We start from the raw sequence: 22727 nt of genomic DNA on the forward strand, positions 1-22727 counted from the left end.
ATCGGTGGGTGCTGGCCCAAAGGGCCGAGGGGTTCCCGACCTCGATGTGCTGCGGTGTGGCCAAGGTCAGCCGTCAGGCACGCGACACGGCCGACAGACCGTGAGGCGGCCGAGGCGGCCTTGGCGGCAGAGATCGGTGAGACCCATGCCACCTCGGGCGGCACCAATGGGTCGCCTCGGGTGACCGCTGAGCTGCGAGCCAGAGGGCATCGGGTGAACCCCAAGCGTGTCGCCAGGCTCATGAGAGCCCACCAGATCGCCGGGATCCGCCCGCGGCGGCCCAAGCGCACCACCACACCGGCACGCTCGGCGCCGAAGCTGCCCGATCTGGTAGGCCGCCGGTTCGCTCCCGGCGCCCCGGACCGGGCGTGGGTGTCGGACATCACCTACGTGCGCACCGACCAAGGCTGGCTGTACCTGGCGGTGGTGCTCGACCTGGGCAGCCGCCGGCTGCTGGGCTATCAGATGAGCGACCGAAGCGACACCAGCCTGGACTGCCGGACACCCGACGAATACGAAGCCCACTACCGTGACACCGCGGTCAACCAGCCCGTCTTAACCACCTGACCGATCAACGGGGGAAAGCGCCGATGCGAATCGCGGCGCCCCCGCGACGTCACCGCAACCGCCGGGAACCGCATTCTCCAGGTCACTTGGAGAAGGCCGCTGTGGACCAGAGAACCCCAAGCCAACGGCTACCTCGTGCAATGGAAGGGCCCCCGGCGAGGACTACAACTCCGGGAAGACGCCCACGTGGAGGTGATCGTGGTGAACCTCGTCGGTGAAGTTGTGCGCAACCGCGTCGTCGAACCGCCACGGACTTCCGAACTCCCTGATGTCGTGCCGCGACACCAGCCACTCGGATAGCACATAGATCGATGACGTCGCGTCGTGCGAGTCGATTACCAGCTCCGAGTCCACCTCGTGGATGTCGACCGCCCGGCCCACCGTGTGATTGCTTAACCTACCCGTTCCGAACACGTTGTGCGGGTGTCCCGTTTTCAACACGATGACGGAGTAGGGGGTTCGCTCGGCGATGTCGAGCATCGCCTCGAGCAGCGCATGATCGGTGTCCCCGGAGTAGATGTCCCAGATCGCCGAATCGGGGAGGTCGATTCGGGGATCGTCGACCACCGAGGCGGCGAGGGGCGAGAGGTCCGCAGGCCGAGCGACCGGCTGACCTCCGGCCGAAGCGAGCTCCTCGAACTCCCACGCACCCGAAGCGCCCCTCATAAGGCGCACGTCCATCGTCCGGGTCTCGGCTCGCTCGGCATCCGCTGTGCCCTCCCCACCCAACTCCTGGTGGATCACGACCATTATCGAGATCCGGTCGTCAAAGTGACCGCCGAGTTGGGCGTACTCGATCGTGCCGCGTGACCACATCCCGGGGTGATGCACGGTCGCCGCCCCCCTCGCGAGCGCGTCGGCACGAGCAGGATCGGCTGTCACGCCCGCCGCCAATTCATTCACCGACGAGTCCGGGCCGTAGTTCGTGATCTGGTAGGCCACCACGGCACCGAGCCGCTTGGCGTCGGCCTGCACCTCATTGGGCGAAGGCTCGAACTGGTTCGGGAATGGAGGAGGTGCTACTGGCGCCGCGGACACGTCCTCTACCGGTTCGGTCGTCGTTGTGACCCCGCCGTCCGTCTCGTTCGGTGCCGGCACGTCAACCGCCCCGTCACCGTCGACGGGAATGGCAGGAGCATCACCGTCTGCCGTGATCTCCCTTTCGTACACCGTCACGACGGAGATCGCGAAGATCAAAGCAACGGCCAGAGCGAGCCATTGTCGGAAGGGGGATCTCTTCATGGCGCCGGCCGTTACGCCTATAGCGCTGGAAGAGTCCGAGCCTGACCCTTCCGCCTTGCCGCCCAGCGCAGGACCGGCTGTTCGAGGAGATACCACGAGGCGGTGGTCGCCGTGACGGTGAGGACGAGGGCCAGCCAGAGGGCGATGTCAGAGCGGATGAACACGTAGTGCCAGAGGTAGAGCCCGAAGGACAATTCGGCGACCCGCAACAGGACCCGGTTCGCCAACCATACGGGGCCAGTCAGCGCGTACTGGACCGTGAGCGCACTGAGCGCCAGGGCCACGAAACCGCCCCAGAGAACGGTTGTGCCCGTGCTGCCGAATGCGGGCACCAGCATCAGCGCCAGCAGCGCCGGAACCGACCACCTCGCGAACCGCCACGTGGTGGGCCGAGCGACGGCCAGATAACACCCCACCAGAAGTGCCGCAGCGTTGGTGTCGGTCGCGTTGTACACCCAGCCTGGCGACATGACTTCGATCGCGATTGCTCTCCAGGCGATGGCAGCCAGCGCCAGGCCTCCGACGATGCGGGTCCGATGCCTGGCTCGTATTGCAGCGATGGCGAGCGGCCACAGCACGTAAAAGTGGGCGATCACCGCGATGAACCAGGTGTGCGTCAGCCGCTCCAGGTCGAGACCTTCGATTCGCGCATAGTTGGCGTAGAAGCCGAGCACCGCAATCAAGTGGGACCAGTCGGTCCCCACTGCGACCATTGCGAGACAGACGGCCAGAAGGGCAGGAAGCAGCCGGAGCACTCGTTGTCGATAGAACGAGCCGAGGTCGACCCGACCGGTCCGGTCCATCTCGGCACACAGCGAGCCGGTGACCGCGTAGCCCGACAAGACGAAGAACAGGGAGACACCGTAGTGCCCTGCAGGCACGACGGCACTGTCGATGTGGTAGCCGACCACTACCGCAATTGCTACGGCGCGCAATCCATCGAGCGCGGGGATCCGTCGCATCGCACCTCCTAGCTAGCACGCTGCTGAAGAGCCGCTTTCCGATATATGCCCAACGCCCTGACCTGCGGCTTTGCCGTCGTCCATGCGCGATTTCAGTACTTTTTCAGCAGCCTGCTAGTGCTACTCCCGCAGCGCAGATCAGCTGACGATAACTTAGCGCCAGCCGGAGCGCAGAGCCTGCGCTGAAAGGACGGCGGGAGATACCTCCGACGCCCAACAGCATGGAAACAGCCCGACGCATAGGAGTCACAATTGCGGTTTTCCTGCTGCTGAACCTGCTGTCCGCCGACGGCCGTGATGCCGTCGGGTCCGCGACTGACGCCGGATTCGCGCGGCAAGTTGTGGAGACCACGGCGGCCCCTCGGATCGTGACCGTCCCCCATACGGCGGAGGCTCCCCCTACGGCGATGGCTCCCCCATGGGGCGGCGGCGGCCCCTCGGATCGTGACCGTCCCCCATACGGCGGCGGCCCCCCCTACGGCGATGGCTCCCCCTCCCCGACCACCACGACCACAACAACAACGACTCTGCCGCCACTCGATCCTCTGACATTCGAATCGCTTGACCGGATCAACATGATCCGCGACTTCAGCAAATACGTGTCCTCCGGCCGGTCCCGGTGGGAGCGGTCGGTCCCAGGAATCGAGCAGCTTCGGATTATTTCGACCGCGGACGGCGCCGAACAACCCGTCTTCTGGCTGGCTCCGAGTGGCGACCGCGATCAGCCCGTGTTGGTGATATTGCACTCCTGGAGCGCCCCGTACACCCAACACGCCGGGATTCCCTTTGCGATGTGGGCCCAGGAAAATGGTTGGGCAGTCATCGTCCCCGAGTTCCGAGGAAAGAACGACGACGCCGACGCGGTCGGATCCGACTTGGCGGTCCAGGACGCGGTGGATGCGATCGACTATGCCGTCGCCCAGGCAGGGGTGGATACCAATCGGGTGTACGTCGTCGGCTACTCCGGCGGCGGGATGATGGGGCTCCTCCTTGCTGGGCGACACCCTGACAAGGTCAGCGCGGTCTCGGTCTGGGGGCCGCCGCATGACCTCGTGGAGTTCTACGAGCACGCGAGGAGGAAGGGTCTGCGCTATGCCAGCGACATCAGGCGGGCCTGCGGAGGTGACCCGAGGGCCGCCGGCTCGGCGCAGGAGGAGTGTCTGACCCGTAGTCCGGCGACGTACCTGGAGTCGGCCCGCGACCAGGCGGTCCCGATCTTCATCGCTCAGGGCATCCGCGATCAGTTCTTGCCCCCGAGTGTGGGCGCCGAGGTGTTCAATCAGCTGGCCCACCCCGACGACCTCCTCAGCGCTGAGGAGGTGGACCTTTTCGGTCGGGGGAGGGTTCCCGGCCATCTGTCGATCACAACCGAGACCTACTTCGGGGACGGAGACCCCGCCCCCGTATTCGCCCGACAGTCGGGTCGAGCCTTGCTCGTCTACTTCCAGTCAAGCCACGAAATGGTCTACAATGCGAGTGCACGGTGGTTCGCAAGCGATCCTCAGCTAGGCGAGCGATCCTCAGCTAGGCGAGCGATCCTCAGCTAGGCGAGCGATCCTCGCTAGCGAACGTCGCCCGGTCGAAGGCGCCGGTGTGAGCCGCGCCGCAAAGGTAGGTTAGGCCGATGCCCGTTCTGAGGAAGCGACTCGTCGCCGGGTTACTGGCGGCAGCGATGTTGTTCACCGTCGTCGCGTGCAGCAGTGACGACCCGAGTCCAAGCGAGCCCGACACCCCGCAGATCGGCTCCTAGGCCTGCGCTCCAAGGTGGCGTGTCGGAGGGGGGTACGAACGGGGTCTCACGCTGAGCTTCCCCCCGGATCGTGAAGGGTTGGTTTCGGCTGCGTTGGCTAGTTCGTAGTCCGTTGGGCTGGTCATGTTGCTGGTTGAGTGGAGCCATCTTCTGTTGTACCAGGTTTCGATCCAGACAGCGATGTCTCGGCGGGCTTGGTCGCGGGTGCGCCAGCGGCGCCGTGATGTGAGCTCGTGCTGGAGCGTCGAGATGAACGATTCGGCGACGGCGCAACGACAAGTCCCGATCCGAGACCGGCTGCAGCATCCGCTCGCGTTGCTGCTCGACTCTGCGATGCGAGTCCTGGGTTACGGGCGCAGCGCCTCGGCCACTTCGAGTCGGGATGGACCGAGCGACCGGGCGACGAACAAGGCCGCGTACGCGCGGTCGCGCAGATCTGCTACTTCCAGCGCGTGCGTGGGGTAGCTCGCCACGCCCATCGAGAGCGTGATGCCGGTGTGGTACGAGCGTGCCGCCACCTCGCGTCGAACCCGGTCGGCAGCCCAGACCGCTCCGCCGTGAGGCGTGTCGTCGAGGATGGCGGCCAGGATCCCGTCGGTGCAGTGGCAGACGCTGTCTGACTCACGCAGCGTGCCCCGCACCAAGCGGGCTGCTAGCCGCTGTGCCACGCGGGCCTGCGTGCTGCTGAGCTGGGAGAAGCCGTCCACTTCGAAGAACACCACCGAGAGCGGCTGGAGGGCCCGCCGAGCCAGCACCAGCTTCCGGTCGAGCAGCACCGCGAAGACGCGCACATCTGGGAGTCCCGTGACGGGCTCCAGCACAGAGTCGAACACGCCGGGAGTCGAGCCCCCGGCGCCATGGCGAGCCATGGATCGCCAGAGTGCCACTGTCGAGCGATTCGCACAATCCCGAGCGACGAACCCGCAGCACCGGCGACAACCAGCAGCAGCTTCACCGCGCCCAATGGGCGCCTCCGCACTAGCGTCGGCGCATGCGAATTGCACGACATCTTGTGGACGGCCAGCCGGCATTGGCCATCGTGACCGACGACGGTTTGGCAACGCTGCAGACCGAGCACACCGATCTGCCCTCGCTGCTCGCCGCGTCAGGTGGCGACCTAGTGGCCGCGGTCGGGGCAATGGGCACAGGATCGGTGACACCGCTCGACGATGCGAACCTCCTGTCTCCGGTGGGGCATCCGCCCACAATCCTCGCCGTCGGACTGAACTACGGAGCCCACGCCGCCGAAGGAGGCCGCGAGCCCCCGTCAGTGCCCATCATCTTCAACAAGCACTACAGGTGCATCGTCGGTCCAGGTGATCCCATCCATCTCCCGGCAGCGGCGCCCAGCATGGTCGACTACGAGGGCGAGCTGGCCGTAGTCATTGGCCGCACCGCGAGGGCAGTATCAGCGGCCGACGCCCCGGACCACATCGCTGGCTACACGATCATGAACGACGTCAGTGTGCGGGATTGGCAGCGTGCGAGTCCGACGATGATGATGGGCAAGTCATGGGATACCCACGGTCCCTGCGGCCCGTGGATGGTGACCAGCGACTCGATCGACCCGCATTCGTGCCGCCTGGTGACCGAGGTGAGCGGCGAGGTTCGCCAGGACGCCAAGACCGACGACCTGATCTTCGACTGCTACCAAGTCGTCGAGCATCTGTCGACGGCGTTCACGCTCGACCCGGGCACGATCATCGCCACCGGAACCCCGGCCGGTGTCGGCCTCTTCTTCGATCCGCCGCGCCTGCTCAAGCCCGGCGACGAGGTATCGATCACGATCGAGGGCATCGGCACGTTGACAAACCCCGTGATTGCGGAGCCCATCGCCTAGAACAAAGTTGTGATGCGGTCTGACGCCAGCACTGCTGCCGCAGGAGCATTTCCTGCGCCTGTACTCACCAAGCGCTTCGAGTTCGATTTCGAATTGGACATCGGCAAGGCGCTCGGGCGTGTCGGCGGAAAAGGCGCGCTGGGGCCGGTGCTGTACGACGGGCCGATCATCTGGCGCGCGCAGGACACACCTGACGGCGAAGCCACACTGCGCATCACTCGTTCGGAACGTGCTGTGGACGTGGCCGGGTGGGGTCCGGGAGCCAACGCCGCCTCGTCGGGCGTGCCGGCGCTGCTCGGCGCTCACGACGAACCCGCGGCGCTGGTTCCCGTGGACAGCATCGTGGCCGGCTGGGTTCGCCGCTGGCCCCTGCGTCGGCTCACCGCTACCGGCACGATCTGGGAACACGTCGTCCCGACGGTGTGCGGGCAGAAGGTGCCCGGGCTCAATGCCCGCAACTCGTGGCAGGGCATCCTGCGGCGTTGGGGGCGGCGCCCGCCAGGGCCCGCACCCGACGCACTGCGGCTGCCACCGGCTCCGGAGCTGATGGCGTCACTCGCCTACCACGAGCTCCATCGCGTCGACATCGAGCGCCGCCGAGCGGAGGCGATCATCGCATTCGCACGGAGAGCCAGAACGCTCGAACGACTGACCCAACTCGCCCCTGATGCGGCGCGCGACCGCCTGCAAACCGTTCGCGGCATCGGCCCGTGGACCGCGTCGATCGTGGTGATGCTCAGCCATGGCGATCCCGACTCGGTGATCGTCGGCGACTACCAGATTCCCAGCTACGTCACCTGGCACTTTGCCGGCGAACGGCGCGGCGACGACGACCGGATGCTGGAGTTGCTCGAGCCCTACCGCGGTCAGCGCGCCCGGGTGCAGGGACTGGCCAAGTCTGCCGGAGCGCCCCCACGCCACGGCCCGCGTCTGTCCCTGCAGGATCTGCAGAGCCGTTAGACACGGGCTGGCGGATCTGCAACGGCGTTAGCGGCTTACGACAGCAGCACCTCGGGAATGTCGACGATCTTGGCGCGCAGGTATTCCCCCAGCGCCTTGGCCTGCGGATCTTGCCGGGTCGAGGCAGCCACTCCTTCCTCCAGCAGTCCGTGGAAGATGAAGTTGAGGCTCCAGATGTTGGGCAGGTCGTAGCGATCCACCCGGTGCTCGGCGGCCTCACCCATGAGTTCCGCGAGTCGTTCGACGGTCAGAAAATCCGACAGCCACCAGTAGGCCCTCGCCGAGCGGGCAAAGATGCCCAAGTTCGCATTGGGTCCCTTGTCGCCTGAGCGAGTGCCGTACAGCGTGCCGAGCGGCACCGGCCGTGTCAGCCCGCCGGCAGGCTCGACGCGCTCGGCGGGTGCCACCTCGTCACCGGTGAACCGGACGTCGGGCGGAGTGCTGTCGACGACGGTTCGGCGACCATCCACCACCACCTGCATAGGAACCAGCTCTGCGTCGACGAGTGCGGGCCAGTAGACCCCGAATGGCTGGCCCGGCCCAGGACCGCCTCCGGTGCCGAACATCCCGGGAATGGAACACAGACCGATCTCGGTGCCCGCGTTCGAGAATGCCCGGCCGACCTTGCGCTCGTCCGGATCCTTCACGATGATCTTGTAGACGGCGACGGCTTCCTCGTTGGTGCCGGGGTCGGCCTTGTGCGTCGGCAGGAACTTGCGCACCACGGTCTCGTAGTCGTCGGGGCCGTAGGGGCAGGCATGCCAGAACTGCCGCTCGATGAGCTCGGCCTTTTCCTCGATGTCCAGGCCAGTCAGCCCGATCGAGATCTGGTTGCGATACCCGCCCTGATAGTTCATTGCCACCTTGAGCGTCGGCGGAGCGGGCTCACCGCGGACGCCGCTGATGCGCACCCGGTCTCGCCCGAGCTGAGTCAGCTCGATGGTGTCGAAGCGGCTCACCACGTCGGGATTGAGATAGCGCTCGCTCTGGATCTCGTACAACAGCTGTGAGGTGATCGTGCCGACGGAAACCTCCCCGCCGGTGCCTGCGTGCTTGCCGATCACGGTCGAGCCATCGGCTGCCACTTCGGCCCAAGGGAATCCCGGGTAGGTCATGTCGGCGATCTCGGTGAAGAAGCTGTAGTTGCCGCCGGTGGCCTGCCCGCCGCACTCGATGACGTGTCCCGCAACGATGGCACCAGCCAGCGCGTCCCAGTCGTCACGAGTCCACCCGTGATGCCACGCGGCCGGTCCTGCCACCACGGCTGCGTCGGTGGCGCGGCCCGTAATGACGATGTCTGCCCCCTGGTTGAGCGCCTCGACGATGCCCCAGCATCCGATGTACGCATTCGCGGTCACGATCCGGGACGCCAGTTCGCCGAGCGGCTGACCTGTGTCGAGGTGGGCGAAGTCGTTGCCCGACTCGATGAGCTCGGCGAGCCGGCCGGTGAGGTCATCGCCGTCCACGTAGGCAATTGACGGGTTGAGGCCCAGACGGTCCGCAACCTCGGCCACTGCGTCGGCGCAGCCGGAGGGATTCAGGCCGCCGGCATTGGACACCACCTTGATGCCACGATCCAAGCACGTACCCATGACCTCCTCCATCTGGGTGACGAAGGTGCGGGCGTAACCGCTGCCGGGTCGCTTGGCTGCGATGCGCGACAGGATCAGCATGGTCAGCTCGGCCAGCCAGTCGCCCGTCAGGGCATCGATGGGGCCATCGGAGACCATCTCGCTCGCAGCGGAGAGTCGGTCTCCGAAGAAGCCGCTGCAGTTGGCGATCCGGATGGGCGGTGCTGTGGTGGTGCTCATATGTTCTCGGACGATAAACGTAGTTCTGGCAGACTTCTCGCCATGGCGAACCCCGTGCTCCTGCTCCACGGCTTCACGGGCTCGGTTGCGAGCACCTGGCAGCCGACCGGCATCATCGACCTGCTGCGCGAGGGTGGTCGCGAAGTGATCGCGTGGGACCTGCCAGGGCACGGCTCTGCACCGAAGTACCACGACCCGGCCGGGTATGCCGACATGGAGGCCAAGCTGGTCGAACGACTCGCCGATGAGGTCGGCGGTCAAGCTGTCGACGGCGTGGGCTTCTCGATGGGGTCGCGCACACTGCTCGCCATGGCAGCGATGGCACCCGAACGCTTCGGCCGCCTCGTCGTCTCAGGAGTCGGCCGGAACCTGTTCTCCCAAGACCTCGAGCAGGCCGAGCGAATTGCACGCGGTGTTGCCGGCGAAGCCGAAGCCGATGACGTTCACGCACAGACCTTTGCCCGCTATGCCGCCGAACCCGATCAGGACGGCCAGGCGCTGGCCGCGTTCATGCGCCGCAAGCACGCGCCGCTCGGACCCGAACAGTTCGCACGGATCACCCATCGGGTACGGGTGGTCCTTGGCAGCGAAGACTTCGCTGGACCCGCAAGTCCGTTGCTCGAAGCGTTGTCGGACGCCTCATACACCGAATTGCGCGGCTGCGACCATTTCGCGACGCCGAAGAACTTCGGATTCATCGACGCCGTGATGGAACACCTCGAAGTGTTCTGAGCCTGTCGAGGGCCCGTGAACTCAGGCGAGTTCGCTGGCCAGCGCAGCATGTGCCGCATGCCAGCCGGCCATGCCGTGGGTGCCTGGACCCGGGGAGGTGGACGCCGAACATAGATACAGACCTGGCGCCAATCGATAGGGATGCCCTCGCGTGGCGGATCGGAGCAACAGCCCGCGTGCATCGAGTCGGCCCCCGGTGATATCGCCGCCTGTGTAGTTCGCGTTGTCGGCAGCCAACTCCGCCGGCCCTCTGACCGAGCGCGCCAACACGCACTCGGTGAAGCCCGGAGCGAAACGCTCCAGCTGAGCCTCCACAAGGGCCGTCGCGTCATGCTCGTAGCCGACCGGGACATGCCCGTACACCCACGCAATATGACATCCCGGCGGGGCGCGGCTCGCGTCGACGATCGTGGGCTGGGAGACAATGAGGAAGGGTCGCCCGCTGAGATGACCCGCACCGTGCGCTTTCTCGGCGGCCGCGATGTCGGACAGCGTGCCGCCAACGTGCACCGTGCCTGAACGACGTGACGGCTCGTGGGCCCACGGCAATGGAGCTGAAAGTGCGTAGTCGATCTTGTGGGCCGATCCGCCTGGACGCACCGAGCGCAGGCGACTCGCGGCCGAACCTGCCTCCCCCCGACCCTGCCCGCCGGCGGATCCGAGGACGGCCGCCGCGTTGGAGGCCGTGAGGTCCAGCAATACCGCCCGCGCGGCCGGCAAATCGGAGAGATTCCGCACTCGAAACCCCGTCTCGATGCGTCCCCCGTCGGCGAGGAGAGCTGATGCAAGCGCATCGGCAATCGCCGAGCTGCCAGTCCGCGCGACCGGCCAGCCGACGGTGTGTGCGAGTGCCAGCAGCGACGTGCCAAATCCTGCTGTCGCTGGGTTGCCCAGAGGAACGTAGGAATGCGCGGCACATCCTGCGACGAGTGCCCTCCCCGCGGGGGTGGCAAACCATCGCCGAGCGAGAACTGCAGCCGGCCACGCTGACGCCATGGCGAACCGAATCGCCGACCAGGCAGCTGCCGGCGCTCGCTGCAGGAGCAGCGCTGGCCACCGGCTGGGCGGCGAGAGCGCGAGATCCGCGAAGTGCTGCCACTGGTGCACCAACGCTCCGATCCGGCGCCGGTATGCCGCGGCATCTTCGCCGAGACCCTCGGCGGTTCGCCCCACCTCGCGAAACACGGCTGCACCGTCGCCACCGGCGAGCGGATGCGACAGCACCACATCGTGGTGCAGCCAACTAACGCCGAATGACTCGAGTTCGAGCGCCTCCATTGCGGGGCTGGTCGCAGCGAATGGATGAACCGCCGAGCAGACATCGTGGCGAAAGCCCGGCAATGTCAGCTCTTCAGTGCGCATCCCACCCCCGATGCGATCTGCCGACTCTGCAAGCAGGACCTGTTTGCCGGCGCGGGCCAGCACGGTCGCCGCCACCAGCCCATTCGGCCCGCTGCCGACTACGACCGCATCAAACGAGGTCATCACCGGGTCGCGATCTCCGCCGGCGCAGTCCCGCCGCCCGCAGCCGCGACACCAATTCACGGCTGTTCACCGCAACGGCACCTGCACGCAGCGCCAGCTCTCTCTCGGCCTCATCGACGTCGTAGTGGTCGCCCTGAAATGCGGCGCGGCGCTTGCCGATGAGTGCAGCGAACTGGTGCAGTTCGTCGTAGCTCTCGTCGGAAACGAGGTGGGCCCAGCGGCGGCCGCGCCACTGCCAACGGGCGTCGTCGACGAAGATCGTCATCGGTCCAGCTCGGCGGTCGGGTTCTCCGTCAGGGCAGGCCAGACGGACGAAATAGGCTTATCTCCTTTCCAGCGCGCCTGTGGAGGGGGAGGCGCAGCGTGAACGAGCAGCTGCAGCGCGGACGTCGTTCCCACCCGCGGGTGACGCGCGCCATCGCAGCCGTCACGCTCGCGTGTACCGGTGTCGCGCTTGGGGGCGGCCCGGCCGTGCACGCGGCGGACGTTCCCGTCGAGGAGCCACCGGTCAACTTCCACCTGAACGCCTGCTTTCCTGAACCAGCTCTCCCGACGCCTCCTTACTTGGGGCCCGTCATCGAAGGCGCACTCACCTACGACGACTGGATCGCCACCATCGTCTCCGCGACGCAGGGCTGCCAACCGCTCCGGGTTCCGGTCTTCGGCGAATTCCGGATGCCGCTTGCAGACCCGGTCATGAGTTCGGAATTCGGCCGTCGCTACCACCCGGTACGCAGACGCTGGCTGCCCCACACCGGGGTCGATTTCGTCGACCGGGAGCGGCGTTGGCGGGTCTCGGTCCTGGCTGCGGGCATGGGGACCGTCATAGCGGCCGGGAACTACGCCGCGTACGGGCGCACAGTCATTATCGATCACGGAGCGCGGATCGCGACGGTGTACACGCACCTGAGCAGCATCCACGTGCGTGAGGGCGACTACGTGGAAGCTGGCGACAGGGTGGGACGACTTGGTTCGACCGGTGCAGTCACCGGCCCGCACCTGCACTTCGAGATGCGGCTGGGCGGTGCTGCAGTCGATCCATTGGACTACGTGGCACCTTGGCCGCAACCGCCCCCGGGTCACTTCTAACCACTTCTCGCCGGCGGCGCCCACTTCAGCCAGATGCCGGCGAGTCGGATCCGGCTGCCGTATCGGCGTCGGGGGCTGCACCGTCGGCACCCTCAGCCGCTTGCGCACTGCTCCCGCCGTCGGGTTCGTCGGGTTCGTCGGGTTCGTCCGGCTCGTCCTTGTGAGTCTCGAACAACTCCGACTCGATGAGCTCGTGTCGCTTGATGTACGTCGACACGAACGCCTGAATCGTTGCGGCGGCCGGCACCGCCAACAGCGCGCCGACCGAGCCCAGCAAGGCGGCACCCGCCAGGACTGAGCCAAATGCCACCGCAGGATGAATGTTCATGGTGTGGGCAGTGACTCGGGGAGCCAGCAGGTAGTTCTCGATCTGCTGATACGCAAGCACCACGATGGCGACCCATATCGCCGAGATCGGGTTGTCGAGCAACGCAATGAGCAGCGGCAGCAGGCCCGCCAAGTAGGTGCCGACGACCGGTACGAACTGCGACAGAACGCCCACCCACATGGCAAGCGGAGCCGGGAACGGCACGCCGATGACGGCGAAAGCGGCCCAGTGGAGCAGGAAGGCTGCGACGGCGAGCAGAGTGCGCGAGTAGATGTACCCGCCGGTCTTGTCGATGGCCAACTCCCAGCCACGCAGCACCATCGCCTGGCGGGTCGGAAGCAGGGTCGAGCACAGGAGGCGGCGCAGCCGGGGCCCATCGGCCACCAGGTAGAAGGTGAACAGGACAATGGTGAGCAGTTGCACCGCAACATTCACCACGGCCGAACTGACCGACACGAGGTTGCTTGCCACATCACCGGCCACCGAAGCAGCGCTCCCGCCCTCGGTGAACTGCGCCGCGAGCTCGTCGGTGCTGAGCTGGACGCCCAACTGCTCGTCGGCCCAGCGTTCGATGTCGGACAGGTAGCCCGGAGCGGCGTCAATGAGCTTGACGATCTGATCGGCCAGCACCGACGCCATCGCTGCTGTGAAGCCGGCAACCGCCAGCACGAACACCAAGAAGACGAGCGCTGTGCCGAGCCCCCGGCGCCAGCCTCGACGCGCCAGCCAATTCACCGCCGGCTCCATCGCAAACGACAGGAACATCGATACGAGCAGGACCACCAACAGGGTTTGCAGCTTCTCGAGCAGCCACGCTGCCGTGGCCAAGCCCACGACAGCGGCCATGGTCAAGCCGATCGCGCGCGGCACCCAGCGCGGCATTCGGTCGCGCTCGGGCAGGTGAAGCTCCCTTCGACTCCGGGCGTCACTCGCCATGAGCACTCCCGTGGTGGGCTTCCATGGCGGCGACGACGGTTGCGTGCAGCAGCCCGTTGGTGGCGATCCCGTTGCGGTTGCGATACTCGGGCCGGCCTTCGACATCGGTGAAAATCCCGCCTGCCTCGGACATGATCACCGGCATCGGGGCCAGATCCCAGGTCTCGCACACCGGGTCGATCATGGCCTCAGCCTGCCCTGTCGCGACCAGGAAGTAGCCGTAGGCGTCGCCCCATGTGCGCATCATCGCACCCCCGGCGCGCAATGCCTCGAATTGTTCAGGCTCGAAGGTCTCGTAGCTGGAGGTGTTAACCATGGCACCTCGGAGAACCGGGTGATCGCTTACCAGACAGCGATGATCGCCGAGCCAGCAACCAGTGCCACGGCCAGCGGCAAGCGTCAACCCCATCGCGGGAAGGTCGATCACACCGACCAGCGGGCCGTAGGGGTCCACCAGCGCCACAAGAGTCGCGTACAGCGGAACGCCTCGCACGAAGCCACGGGTTCCATCGATGGGGTCGACGATCCAGGTCCGCCCATCGGGTCGGACTGCGCCACCTTCCTCCTCACCGAAGATCGCATCACCGGGGAACTGCTGGGCGATCCGCTCCCGGACGAAGCGTTCAGCTGCCCGGTCGGCTTCGGTCACCTCGGTCCCGTCGCGTTTCCAGGAGACTCCGAGGTCGCGCTGGCCGAACCAGCGCAGCGTGAGTGCTCCCGCAGCAGCGGCGATGTCGCGCACCGCCCCCACGAGCGACTCGCTGGCGTTCGGGGGATCTCCGCGCGGTGGAGCGTCGGCCCCCTGGCTCATTCGCTTCGCCCCGGGCTCTGCCACGGCAGCCGTCGAGGTCGCGGCGGCTCGTCGGATTCAGGCAGATTCAGCGGAAAGGTCAACACCGGCACAGACATCTGGCGGGCGATCCGCTCGGAAGGCAGGAGCACCAGGCGCGAGGCGCCCGCCGGTGGTCGCGGAGTGAACAGTACGACAAGATCTGCATGATGCTGGCTGCGTGAACGCACCACTGCGCCGGTGAAGCTCTCGTTGCGCAGCGAGCGGAATTCGAAATCGACATCGCGGCTGCCGCATCGCTCCCCGATCTTGGCTGCGTGCGGCTCGTCACGCTCTCCCGGCATCAGCACGACCAGCGACGAACGCCATCGAGCCGCCTGATCGATCAGCCACTCGGGCAACTCCACCGGTACAGGTGCAGCGACCAGCACGCGGGCTGGCAGCTCGAACTGCTCTGGAACGGACCCGTTCTCTTCTTCTTCGGACGACCAGCCACGCAAGTCGCGGGCAACCAGCAGTGGTCCGACCAGTTCGAACAACACGACGGCGCCCAGGACCACCGTCGCGGCCTCTGCGCCCGGGGCACCGAGACGCTCTGATGCAATGACTGCCAAGCCCACCGCAACACCCGCCTGAGGTGTCAGGTTGACACCCAGCCGCAGCGCCCTGCGCCAGCCGAGGCCGCCCACCAAGCCACCAGTCAAACCGCCGACGATCTTCGCTGCCACGCGCACAACGACGTATGCGATGCCGACAACGCCAACCTTGGGCACATCGGCCAGGTGGATGGAGGCGCCGGCGAGGGCGAAGAACAGCAGGTACAGCGGCTGTTCGACGGTCTTGATAGTCCGGAACAACCTCACCGAGAACGACTGCGGCGACACCGTTGCTGCAGTGGCTCCCGCAACCAGTGCCGCCAGCGGCAGCGAGATGTCCAGCCAGCCCGCGATGGTCCACCCGATGACGACATGCACCAGTACGAACAGCAGGAGTTCACCGGAGGTCTCGATCTGGAATCCGAGCCGCGAGATGAACCAGCCACCTATGAGGCCCAGCACCGCCCCGCCGATGCCGAGCTGCACGAAGTTGATGAGAGCGCTGCCGATGTCGGCGGCTTCGTCGGAAAGCAGTAGCGCAATCGGGAGAACCGCGGCAAATGTCGTCGTGGCCAGCGCATCGGACACTGCGTGCGTTCCGACGATGCCGGTGGGATAGCTGCCCCGCGCCCGTACGGAACTCACGATGTGCGCGATGGTCATCGGCGCGCCAGCACCGGCGAGCGCACCGAGCACCAGCGCCACCGAACGGTCTGCTCCGAGCCTGCTTGTCACCCAGTACACCGCTATTGCGCTCAAGGCGAACTGTATGACACCGGTCGTGAGCGTCCACCGCGCAGCCCGCAGCGCACGCGCCGACACGCGCTCGCCGATCACGAACATGAGGACCGCCAGCGCCACCTCCGTGACCGGACGCAGCGCGATCAACGACGGCTCGTCGATCAGACGGATGAACGGCGGACCCGAGGGGCCGAGCAGGGCGCCGACGATGAGAAACGCGACCAGCTCAGGCAGATTGTGGCGTGCCAGCAAGCGGCTGGCCAGATACGCCAGCCACGCCAGGACAGCGAAGGCGACCAGCGTGTCGTTCATGGCCGCCTCACGGCGTTCGCCTAGCTGTCGGCGACGACTGGCTCGAAGTTCGGATCGCGCTGCTCGACGAAGCTCTGGACGCCTTCCTTGAAGTCGGTGCGTCGGAGCGACTCGCGCATGAGGGCGTTCGACTCCTCGAGCGCCTCGTTACTTGCCTGGTCAAGCTGGCCCCACACCTGACGCTTGATCTGCGCCATCGACCACGGCGCGCTGTAACGACCGAGATCGCGGGCATAGCTGACAGCCGTTGACAACAGGTCCCCCGCAGGCACCACCTTGCTGACAACGCCCATCTCCTTGGCTTCGGGGGCAAGGAAGACCCGACCGGACATGAGGATGTCCAGCGCATGGGACGGACCGACCACCCGCGGCAGCATCCACGCCACACCGTGCTCGGCAATGAGGCCTCGACGGGCGAACGCACTGGTGAACTTGGCTCCCTCGGCGGCAAAGCGAACATCGCACATCATGGCGTGGACGAAGCCCAGCCCAGCGCATGCTCCATTGATCGCCGCCACAACCGGCTTGGGAATAGTCAGGGCATAGTCGTGACGCTCGGCACGCACGCGCGGAGCGTCCCCACCGCCGGTGCCTTCTCCTTGGCCGCTGCTGATTCCCTGCAGGCTGTCCATGTCGGCCCCGGCGCAGAAACCTCGGCCTGCGCCCGTGACCACGACTGCGCGCACATCGGAATCGGCTGCCGCCCGGTCCAGAGCGTCGAAGTAGCCGGTGCCTAGCTCACCCGTCCAGGCATTCAGGCGTTCGGGACGGTTCAGCGTGACGATTGCCACGCCGTCGTCAACCTCGTACAGCACTGTGTCATTCGTTTGGTTGCCGCTCATCTGAATCCTCCTCGCAGACGCCGCTGCGACCACGCTACTCACGAGCGAGGCAGTGCCTCCACCGTCACGGTGTCCATCGTGTCGCCCACGGCGATGCCCAGCGCAACGTCCATGCCCTCGGTCACATAGCCGAAGAGGTTGTAGGCGGGCTGCAGCTTGGCGCGGCAGTCGTCGATGCAGATGAAGAACTGGCTGCCGTTCGTGTCAGGACCGGAATTGGCCATTGCCACCGCACCCAGCGTGTAGTCGCCCTTCACCGGTTCGTCGGCGAAGCGGTATCCCGGGCCCCCGCGCCCGGACCCCTCGGGGCAGCCGCCCTGGATGACGAAGTCTGGAACGACGCGATGGAACGTCAGCCCGGTGTAGTAGCCGTCCTGGGCCAGGTTGACGAAGTTGTTCACCGTGGCCGGCGCCAGCTGCGGGTCGAGATCCATGACGATGCGACCCTTGGACGTGTCAAGGGTGACACGCCAGATCGCATCGGTGTTGATGTTCATTGGAGGTGCAGATGCCATGAGGCTGCGACGCTATCCAAGCGCGCCCGGCAAGCCTCGAGGCCCGAGCGCTTGCCGTCAGTCGGTGGAGCGGAGCGTGCGTCCGGCGAGCGCACCGGTGTGCTCGCCGTCGCGCATGAACATCTGGCCGTTCACGAGTGTGGCCTCATAGCCGGCTCCGCGCTGGATGTACCGACCCGCACCGCCCGGGAAGTCGTAGACGTACTGGGGTCCTGACAACGACAGCCGATCGAGGTCGATGATGTTGACGTCGGCGAACCGGCCGGATTCGAGCCGACCCCGGTCGGCCAGCCCGAACAGGTCCGCAGTGTCCGAGGTGATCCGGCGCACTCCTTCGGGAAGGGAAAAGAACCCGTTGTCGCGCACCCAGTGGCTCAGGAAGAACGTGGGCTGGCTGGAGTCCATGATCTGACCGACATGGGCTCCCGCATCCGCGAGACCCATGACGATGGAGGGGTGGCTCAGCAGCCGCTCGATCGCGTCGAAGTCCTGGTTCAGCACCGGCAGGCTCAGCATCACAGTGCCGTCGGAGCGATCCGTCGCATCCAGGAACAACTCCACCGGGGACACCCCTGCGGCGGCAGCCTGAGCGTCGAGCGTGTCATCGGGTCCGATCCGGTAATTCGGATTGACGGCATCGAGCAGGTAGAGGCGGCTCAGGTCCACCAGCGAGTTCGCCATACCGGTGGAGTTCTCGTCCGACGAGTCTGCCTCGGCAACCAGTGCTGCACGCGTGGCGGGGTCACGGATTGCCGCGAGTCGCTCGGCGACGCTGAGGTGGCGCAACGAACGCCAGGTGTCACCGGCGCGGTCCCACGGCGTGCGGTGCTGGATTCCCAAGACGACGCCGATGGCGCGGCAGGTGGTCTGCGGCCGCAGGTTCGCGCCCGCCGCGTTCTGGTCGGCGACGTAGCCGAGCACCAGATCGCTCATCTCGGGTTTGCGGGCGGAGTACACCAGGCCGAAGGTGCACGGCTGACCGCTGCGCCGGGTGATCTCGCCGAGCACCTCGATCTCATGGCGACCGCCGGCAAAGTCCGGGCCGGCGGCCTCGAAGCGGGGAGCTGATTCGAACACGCCCCGGCCGTGGCGGCCCAAGACATCGCCGAACGCGTACAACTCGTTGTCGTCAGCGAACGTGCCCGGGATCGGACGACCGTCGGGCGTGCGATGCAGCAACGTGCGCGACGTCGAGAACCCCAGGGCGCCCGAGCCCATCGCCTCGTCCACCAGCTCGCACATCGCGGCGACCTGCGACGCCGAAGCGGGGCGCTCTTCGAGGCTGTGAGGGCCCATCGTGTGCCAGCGGACTGCGACGTGACCGACCATGCCGCCCACATTGATGCCCTTTCCGATGCCGTCCAGGAAGGAGAGGTACTCGCCGTAAGAGCGCCAGTCCCAGGGCAAACCCTGCATGATCGACTGCTTCGGGATGTCCTCGACCGACTCCATGACCTCGGCGATGTATTCGATGTCGGAGGTCTTCACCGGAGCGAACGTGACCCCGCAATTGCCCATCACCACCGAGGTAACGCCGTGCCAGCACGAGCTCGAGCCAATGGGGTCCCACGCCAGCTGGGCGTCGAGGTGAGTGTGAATGTCCACGAATCCGGGCGTGACGACCTTGCCGGCAGCATCGATCTCGGTACGCCCGGAATCGGGCACCTCACCGACCGCTGTGATCCGTTCGCCGTCGATAGCAACGTCGGCAACCTTGGCGTCGGCGCCAGTCCCGTCCACCACCAAGCCGCCGCGAATGACTGTGTCGTGCGACATCGCGCGCTCCCCTGCTCGTACCGGTTTCCGGTCGTTGAGCTTACGCCCGTCCCTTCCGGCCCGCCGGTGTCTCCGCGCCCCTGTCTTGGCTTCGGTACTCTCGACTAGATGCCGAATCCTCTGCGAAGGGCGACTGCCGTGCACCAACTCGACTCCCGCTTCGGAGGCAACACCGTTCGCTGGCGTGCGCTCGCCGCAGCCCTGGCTGCTGCGCTGCTGGTCAGCGCCTGCGGTTTGCTCAGCGACGACAGCACCGATGCGACCACGACTACGGCCGCTGACGACGGGTCTATGTCCGACACAGGGACCGATACCCCCACGATCGTCACGGCCACGCCGACCACCACAGGTGCTGGTGACGGCATGGCCGAAGAGGAACCGTCAGGTCCCAGCGTGACCGCCGAGTCGAAGCTCTCGACGGCTGGTCTTGGACCGGTGCAGATCGGTCACAGCCTCGAAGACGCCCGTGAAGCCGCCGGCGCGCTGATGATTGCAGTGCCGGGCGGCAGCGATGCCTGTCGCTACTACACCGTCCAGAACGGTCCCGAGGGTGTCCGGTTCCTTGCCGTCAACTCCGAGATCGTGCGGGTCGACATCGGGTCCGGACCGATCACGACCATCTCGGGCTACGGCATCGGCTCCACCCGGAGCGAGATCGTCGAAGCCTTCGGCGACCGGATCGAAGACGGGCCCGGGCTCTCGGCGATCCAGTACGTGCCGGTCGACGCTCCCGACGTCGACAAGCGAGTCGTGTGGGAGGTCAACGAGGAAGGCGCGGTCATCTCCCTGCGATCTGGACGCCTGCCGCACATCGAGCCCCGGGTGGCCTGCACCGGCTGAGCGCACCTGCGCTCCAGCAACCCGAGCCAGCGGCTCGTCTCAACTGGCGACGGCGTCACCCAGGTTCTTGACGACGTCGATCCACAGCTGCGTCGTGAGCGCCAGCGAGTCGATGTCGACGCGCTCGTCGTTGCCATGGAAGCGCAGCATGAAGTCGTTGGAGTTCACACGGTCGCTGAACAAGCCCGCCCCATATGCCACGGCGCCCTTGTGACGGAAGAAACGGGCATCGGTCGCACCGACAATCAATGAGGGGATGAGGGGCGCACCCGGATGTGCCTTGGCCATCAGCTCGCCGAGCAACTGCCACATGGGCGTGTTCGTCGGCGAGAAACTTGCTGGATCGTCGTGCAGGTGCTCGATCTCGACTTCGTCGAACAGATCGCCGAGCGCCGCCCGCAGGTGCTCGTCGACCGAGGTGGGATCGCCCGGAGCCGTGCGGATGTCGATCTCCATTTCGACCCGGTCGGGGATGATGTTCGTCTTGTTGCCGCCGGCCACGACGTTGGGGCTGAACGTCGTATGGCTGCATGCATGCAGGTGGCGCGCCAGCCCCGGGGACGACATTCCGGCAACGGCGTCGTAGACACGGGCCGGGTCACCCAGTGCCTCTCGAGTCTCGTCGTCGACGGTCAGCGTCGAGACATGGTGCTGCCACATCTCGGTGAGACGCGGCGCCGGCCGGTACTCCGCGATGCGGCGGATAATCTCGGCTGCCTTGAGCAGCGCATTGTCGGTGCCGAGGGGCATCGAGCCGTGCCCCGGCGTGCCGCGTACCGTCAGTCGTCGCCATCCCAGGCCCTTCTCGCCTGCCGCGAGCGTGAGCTTGGTGCCCTGAGGCGTGTGGGTGGGCATGCCGCCGAACTCGGTGAGCACGTAGTCGCAGGCGATGGCATCCCAGTGGTGCTCGGCCATCCACTTTGCGCCATAGGTGCCGCCGGCCTCCTCGTCGGCCACTCCGAAGTAGATCAGGTCGCCCTTCGGACGGAAGCCGCTCTCGGCAATGTGGCGGAAGGCCACCGCCATCGAGGAGGTGAGATTCAGCATGTCGACGGCTCCACGTCCCCACACTTCGCCGTCCACCAGTTCGCCAGCGAAGGGATCCCGGCTCCAGCCTTCGGGGTTGACGGGCACCACGTCGGTGTGTCCCATCAGGCAGAGCTTCGGTGCTGCCGGGTCGGTGCCCTCGATGCGAGCGACCATCGAGCGACGCCCCGGCTCCGACTCGAAACGCTCGACCTGGACACCCGGGCCTTCGAGGTAGGTCTGCAAGAGGTCGCTGTTGCGCACTTCGGAACCGGAAGCGACGGTGCCGTCGTTGACGCAAGCGTTCCGGATCATCTGCTGGAGCAGATCAACCGTCTGGTTCGTCAATGCGGGGTCAGTGTGGCTCAGGTCACCCATGGGGGCGATGTTAGGACCGCGGTGGCACCTCACGGCTACCGTGACGTCAATGGAGACCGGATCTGAGGAAATGGGGACCGAGACGAGTCTCGACGCGTTCCGCGTTGAGGCCGTGCAGTTCCTGAGCGAGGCCGTTGACGCCGGTGAAGCCTGCCCTGCCTACGGAGCAATCCTCGTGCCAGCGCTGCACGAACGCGCACGCCGCTGGCAGAGGTATTGCTATGACAGCGGCTGGGCCGGGCTGCATTGGCCCACTGCCTGTGGCGGCCGCGGGCTGGGCCGAGACCACACCGGCGTATGGATGGAGGAATGCGAGCGTTCGGCCGTCGCGCCGTACCTGAATCTGCAAGGAATCGTGCTGGCCGGCGAGGCCATCATGCGCACCGGTACCGACCGCCAACGCGAGCAGTTCCTGCGTCCCACCTTGACCGGCGAGATGCTGTGGTGCCAGCTGTTCAGCGAGCCCGGCGCTGGGTCTGACCTGGGCGGGCTCGGGACCTCCGCTGTGCCCGACGGCAACCGGTTCGTGCTGAATGGGCAGAAGGTGTGGTCTTCGAACGCGCAATTCGCCGAGTACGGCATCCTGATGGCACGCACTGAGCCAGATGCCCCCAAGCACCGCGGCATCAGCTTCTTCCTGCTCGACATGAAATTGCCCGGCGTCGAGGTGCGACCGATCCAGCAGATGACCGGTGACCGCGAATTCTGCGAGGTCTTCTTCGACGAGGTCTCGATGCCAGCCGACGCATTGCTCGGCGAACGCGGCGGCGGCTGGGGCGTCGCGATGGCGGTGCTCGAAGACGAGCGGGGCGGTGCGGGCGCCTCGGGTGTCATCAGCCTCCGCAAGCGCCTCTCGAAGATGATCGAAGCTGCTGGCGACACCGGACCACTGGGGAGGCAGTCACTTGCCGATCTGCTCGCCCGCGGGAGCGCCTTGGCCGCGCTCATGGAACTGCACGGCGCTGATCCGCGCATGGCTCCAGTGGCAAAGCTGGCGAACAGCGAACTCGGCTACGACGAAGTGGAGATAGGTGCCGGCCTGCGCGGTGCCGACGCCATGCTCGCTGGGACCGAGACCGAAGCATTCTTGTACGCGCCGGGGATGCGCATCGCGGGTGGCACCAGCGAGATCCAGCGGAACATCATCGGTGAGCGGGTGCTCGGCCTGCCGCGCGAACCTTCCCCGTAACGTTTGCGAATTCTGCCAGC

22 protein-coding genes are annotated in these 22727 nt (G+C 66.4%); 8 read left to right on the forward strand and 14 right to left on the reverse strand.

All coding sequences use genetic code 11. The annotated features are described in order from the left end of the window. Nucleotides 1-120 precede the first annotated feature (120 nt). Complete coding sequence (locus tag ACOQPH_RS07765; RefSeq protein ID WP_420624059.1) at nt 121-567, forward strand: IS3 family transposase; 447 nt, start codon at nt 121-123, stop codon at nt 565-567. Between the two features lie 162 nt (nt 568-729). Here the strand turns inward: ACOQPH_RS07765 and ACOQPH_RS07770 are convergent, their stop codons facing one another. Continuing rightward, nucleotides 730-1809: a hypothetical protein gene (locus ACOQPH_RS07770; RefSeq protein ID WP_420624060.1), complete on the reverse strand. Its 1080-nt coding sequence runs from the start codon at nt 1807-1809 to the stop codon at nt 730-732. Nucleotides 1810-1826: 17 nt separating this feature from the next. Continuing rightward, nucleotides 1827-2771: an acyltransferase family protein gene (locus ACOQPH_RS07775; RefSeq protein WP_420624061.1), complete on the reverse strand. Its 945-nt coding sequence runs from the start codon at nt 2769-2771 to the stop codon at nt 1827-1829. Nucleotides 2772-3346: 575 nt separating this feature from the next. Here ACOQPH_RS07775 and ACOQPH_RS07780 point away from each other — a divergent pair. After that, the gene (locus tag ACOQPH_RS07780) at nt 3347-4318 is read left to right on the forward strand and encodes an alpha/beta hydrolase family protein (RefSeq protein ID WP_420624062.1); all 972 of its coding nucleotides are present in this window, start codon (nt 3347-3349) and stop codon (nt 4316-4318) included. Between the two features lie 199 nt (nt 4319-4517). On the opposite strand, the gene ACOQPH_RS07785 is transcribed toward ACOQPH_RS07780, so the two are convergent. Next, complete coding sequence (locus tag ACOQPH_RS07785; protein WP_420624326.1) at nt 4518-4856, reverse strand: integrase core domain-containing protein; 339 nt, start codon at nt 4854-4856, stop codon at nt 4518-4520. Between the two features lie 12 nt (nt 4857-4868). Then, complete coding sequence (locus ACOQPH_RS07790; RefSeq protein ID WP_420624063.1) at nt 4869-5390, reverse strand: GGDEF domain-containing protein; 522 nt, start codon at nt 5388-5390, stop codon at nt 4869-4871. A 122-nt stretch (nt 5391-5512) separates the two neighbouring features. On the opposite strand from ACOQPH_RS07790, the gene ACOQPH_RS07795 reads away from it, so the two are divergent. After that, complete coding sequence (locus ACOQPH_RS07795; protein WP_420624064.1) at nt 5513-6361, forward strand: fumarylacetoacetate hydrolase family protein; 849 nt, start codon at nt 5513-5515, stop codon at nt 6359-6361. A gap of 12 nt (nt 6362-6373) precedes the next feature. Further along, nucleotides 6374-7321 (forward strand): DNA-3-methyladenine glycosylase family protein, encoded by a 948-nt coding sequence (locus ACOQPH_RS07800; protein ID WP_420624065.1) that lies wholly within the window; start codon nt 6374-6376, stop codon nt 7319-7321. Between the two features lie 35 nt (nt 7322-7356). On the opposite strand, the gene ACOQPH_RS07805 is transcribed toward ACOQPH_RS07800, so the two are convergent. Continuing rightward, nucleotides 7357-9132 (reverse strand): acyclic terpene utilization AtuA family protein, encoded by a 1776-nt coding sequence (locus ACOQPH_RS07805; protein ID WP_420624066.1) that lies wholly within the window; start codon nt 9130-9132, stop codon nt 7357-7359. A gap of 42 nt (nt 9133-9174) precedes the next feature. On the opposite strand from ACOQPH_RS07805, the gene ACOQPH_RS07810 reads away from it, so the two are divergent. Next, complete coding sequence (locus ACOQPH_RS07810) at nt 9175-9864, forward strand: alpha/beta fold hydrolase (protein ID WP_420624067.1); 690 nt, start codon at nt 9175-9177, stop codon at nt 9862-9864. 21 nt (nt 9865-9885) lie between these two features. On the opposite strand, the gene ACOQPH_RS07815 is transcribed toward ACOQPH_RS07810, so the two are convergent. Continuing rightward, complete coding sequence (locus ACOQPH_RS07815) at nt 9886-11349, reverse strand: phytoene desaturase family protein (protein ID WP_420624068.1); 1464 nt, start codon at nt 11347-11349, stop codon at nt 9886-9888. Beyond that, a complete protein-coding gene (locus ACOQPH_RS07820) occupies nt 11336-11614 on the reverse strand; it encodes a DUF4031 domain-containing protein (RefSeq protein WP_420624069.1) in 279 nt (92 codons plus the stop codon). Before ACOQPH_RS07820 ends, ACOQPH_RS07815 begins: the two co-directional genes overlap by 14 nt. A gap of 98 nt (nt 11615-11712) precedes the next feature. Between ACOQPH_RS07820 and ACOQPH_RS07825 the strand changes: the two genes are divergently transcribed. Then, nucleotides 11713-12438 carry a M23 family metallopeptidase gene (locus tag ACOQPH_RS07825; protein WP_420624070.1) on the forward strand — a complete coding sequence of 242 codons (726 nt, stop codon included), beginning with the start codon at nt 11713-11715 and terminating at the stop codon, nt 12436-12438. Between the two features lie 25 nt (nt 12439-12463). Here the strand turns inward: ACOQPH_RS07825 and ACOQPH_RS07830 are convergent, their stop codons facing one another. Genes ACOQPH_RS07830 through ACOQPH_RS07855 form a run of 6 tightly spaced genes read right to left on the reverse strand, consistent with a single transcriptional unit; the run spans nt 12464 to nt 19274 of the window. Continuing rightward, nucleotides 12464-13702 (reverse strand): AI-2E family transporter, encoded by a 1239-nt coding sequence (locus ACOQPH_RS07830; protein ID WP_420624071.1) that lies wholly within the window; start codon nt 13700-13702, stop codon nt 12464-12466. Further along, complete coding sequence (locus ACOQPH_RS07835; RefSeq protein WP_420624072.1) at nt 13692-14513, reverse strand: inositol monophosphatase family protein; 822 nt, start codon at nt 14511-14513, stop codon at nt 13692-13694. Before ACOQPH_RS07835 ends, ACOQPH_RS07830 begins: the two co-directional genes overlap by 11 nt. Continuing rightward, entirely contained in the window at nt 14510-16141 is a 1632-nt protein-coding gene (locus ACOQPH_RS07840) for a cation:proton antiporter (protein WP_420624073.1), read from the reverse strand. The genes ACOQPH_RS07835 and ACOQPH_RS07840 overlap by 4 nt, the downstream gene beginning before the upstream one ends. A gap of 20 nt (nt 16142-16161) precedes the next feature. Next, nucleotides 16162-16983, reverse strand: a complete 822-nt coding sequence (locus ACOQPH_RS07845) for an enoyl-CoA hydratase (RefSeq protein ID WP_420624074.1) — start codon at nt 16981-16983, stop codon at nt 16162-16164. Nucleotides 16984-17021: 38 nt separating this feature from the next. Then, nucleotides 17022-17498, reverse strand: coding sequence for a peptidylprolyl isomerase (locus tag ACOQPH_RS07850; protein ID WP_419553536.1), 477 nt, complete (start codon nt 17496-17498; stop codon nt 17022-17024). A gap of 57 nt (nt 17499-17555) precedes the next feature. After that, nucleotides 17556-19274 carry an N-acyl-D-amino-acid deacylase family protein gene (locus ACOQPH_RS07855; RefSeq protein ID WP_420624075.1) on the reverse strand — a complete coding sequence of 573 codons (1719 nt, stop codon included), beginning with the start codon at nt 19272-19274 and terminating at the stop codon, nt 17556-17558. Nucleotides 19275-19382: 108 nt separating this feature from the next. Here ACOQPH_RS07855 and ACOQPH_RS07860 point away from each other — a divergent pair, with 108 nt between their 5' ends. Then, a complete protein-coding gene (locus ACOQPH_RS07860; protein WP_420624076.1) occupies nt 19383-20114 on the forward strand; it encodes a hypothetical protein in 732 nt (243 codons plus the stop codon). Nucleotides 20115-20153: 39 nt separating this feature from the next. On the opposite strand, the gene ACOQPH_RS07865 is transcribed toward ACOQPH_RS07860, so the two are convergent. Then, nucleotides 20154-21518 (reverse strand): M20/M25/M40 family metallo-hydrolase, encoded by a 1365-nt coding sequence (locus tag ACOQPH_RS07865; RefSeq protein ID WP_420624077.1) that lies wholly within the window; start codon nt 21516-21518, stop codon nt 20154-20156. Nucleotides 21519-21567: 49 nt separating this feature from the next. Between ACOQPH_RS07865 and ACOQPH_RS07870 the strand changes: the two genes are divergently transcribed. Next, a complete protein-coding gene (locus ACOQPH_RS07870; RefSeq protein ID WP_420624078.1) occupies nt 21568-22707 on the forward strand; it encodes an acyl-CoA dehydrogenase family protein in 1140 nt (379 codons plus the stop codon). Nucleotides 22708-22727 lie beyond the last annotated feature (20 nt).

Origin of the sequence: Candidatus Poriferisodalis sp. (genome assembly GCF_965221945.1) — a bacterium.
Taxonomy (GTDB): Bacteria; Actinomycetota; Acidimicrobiia; order Acidimicrobiales; family Poriferisodalaceae; genus Poriferisodalis.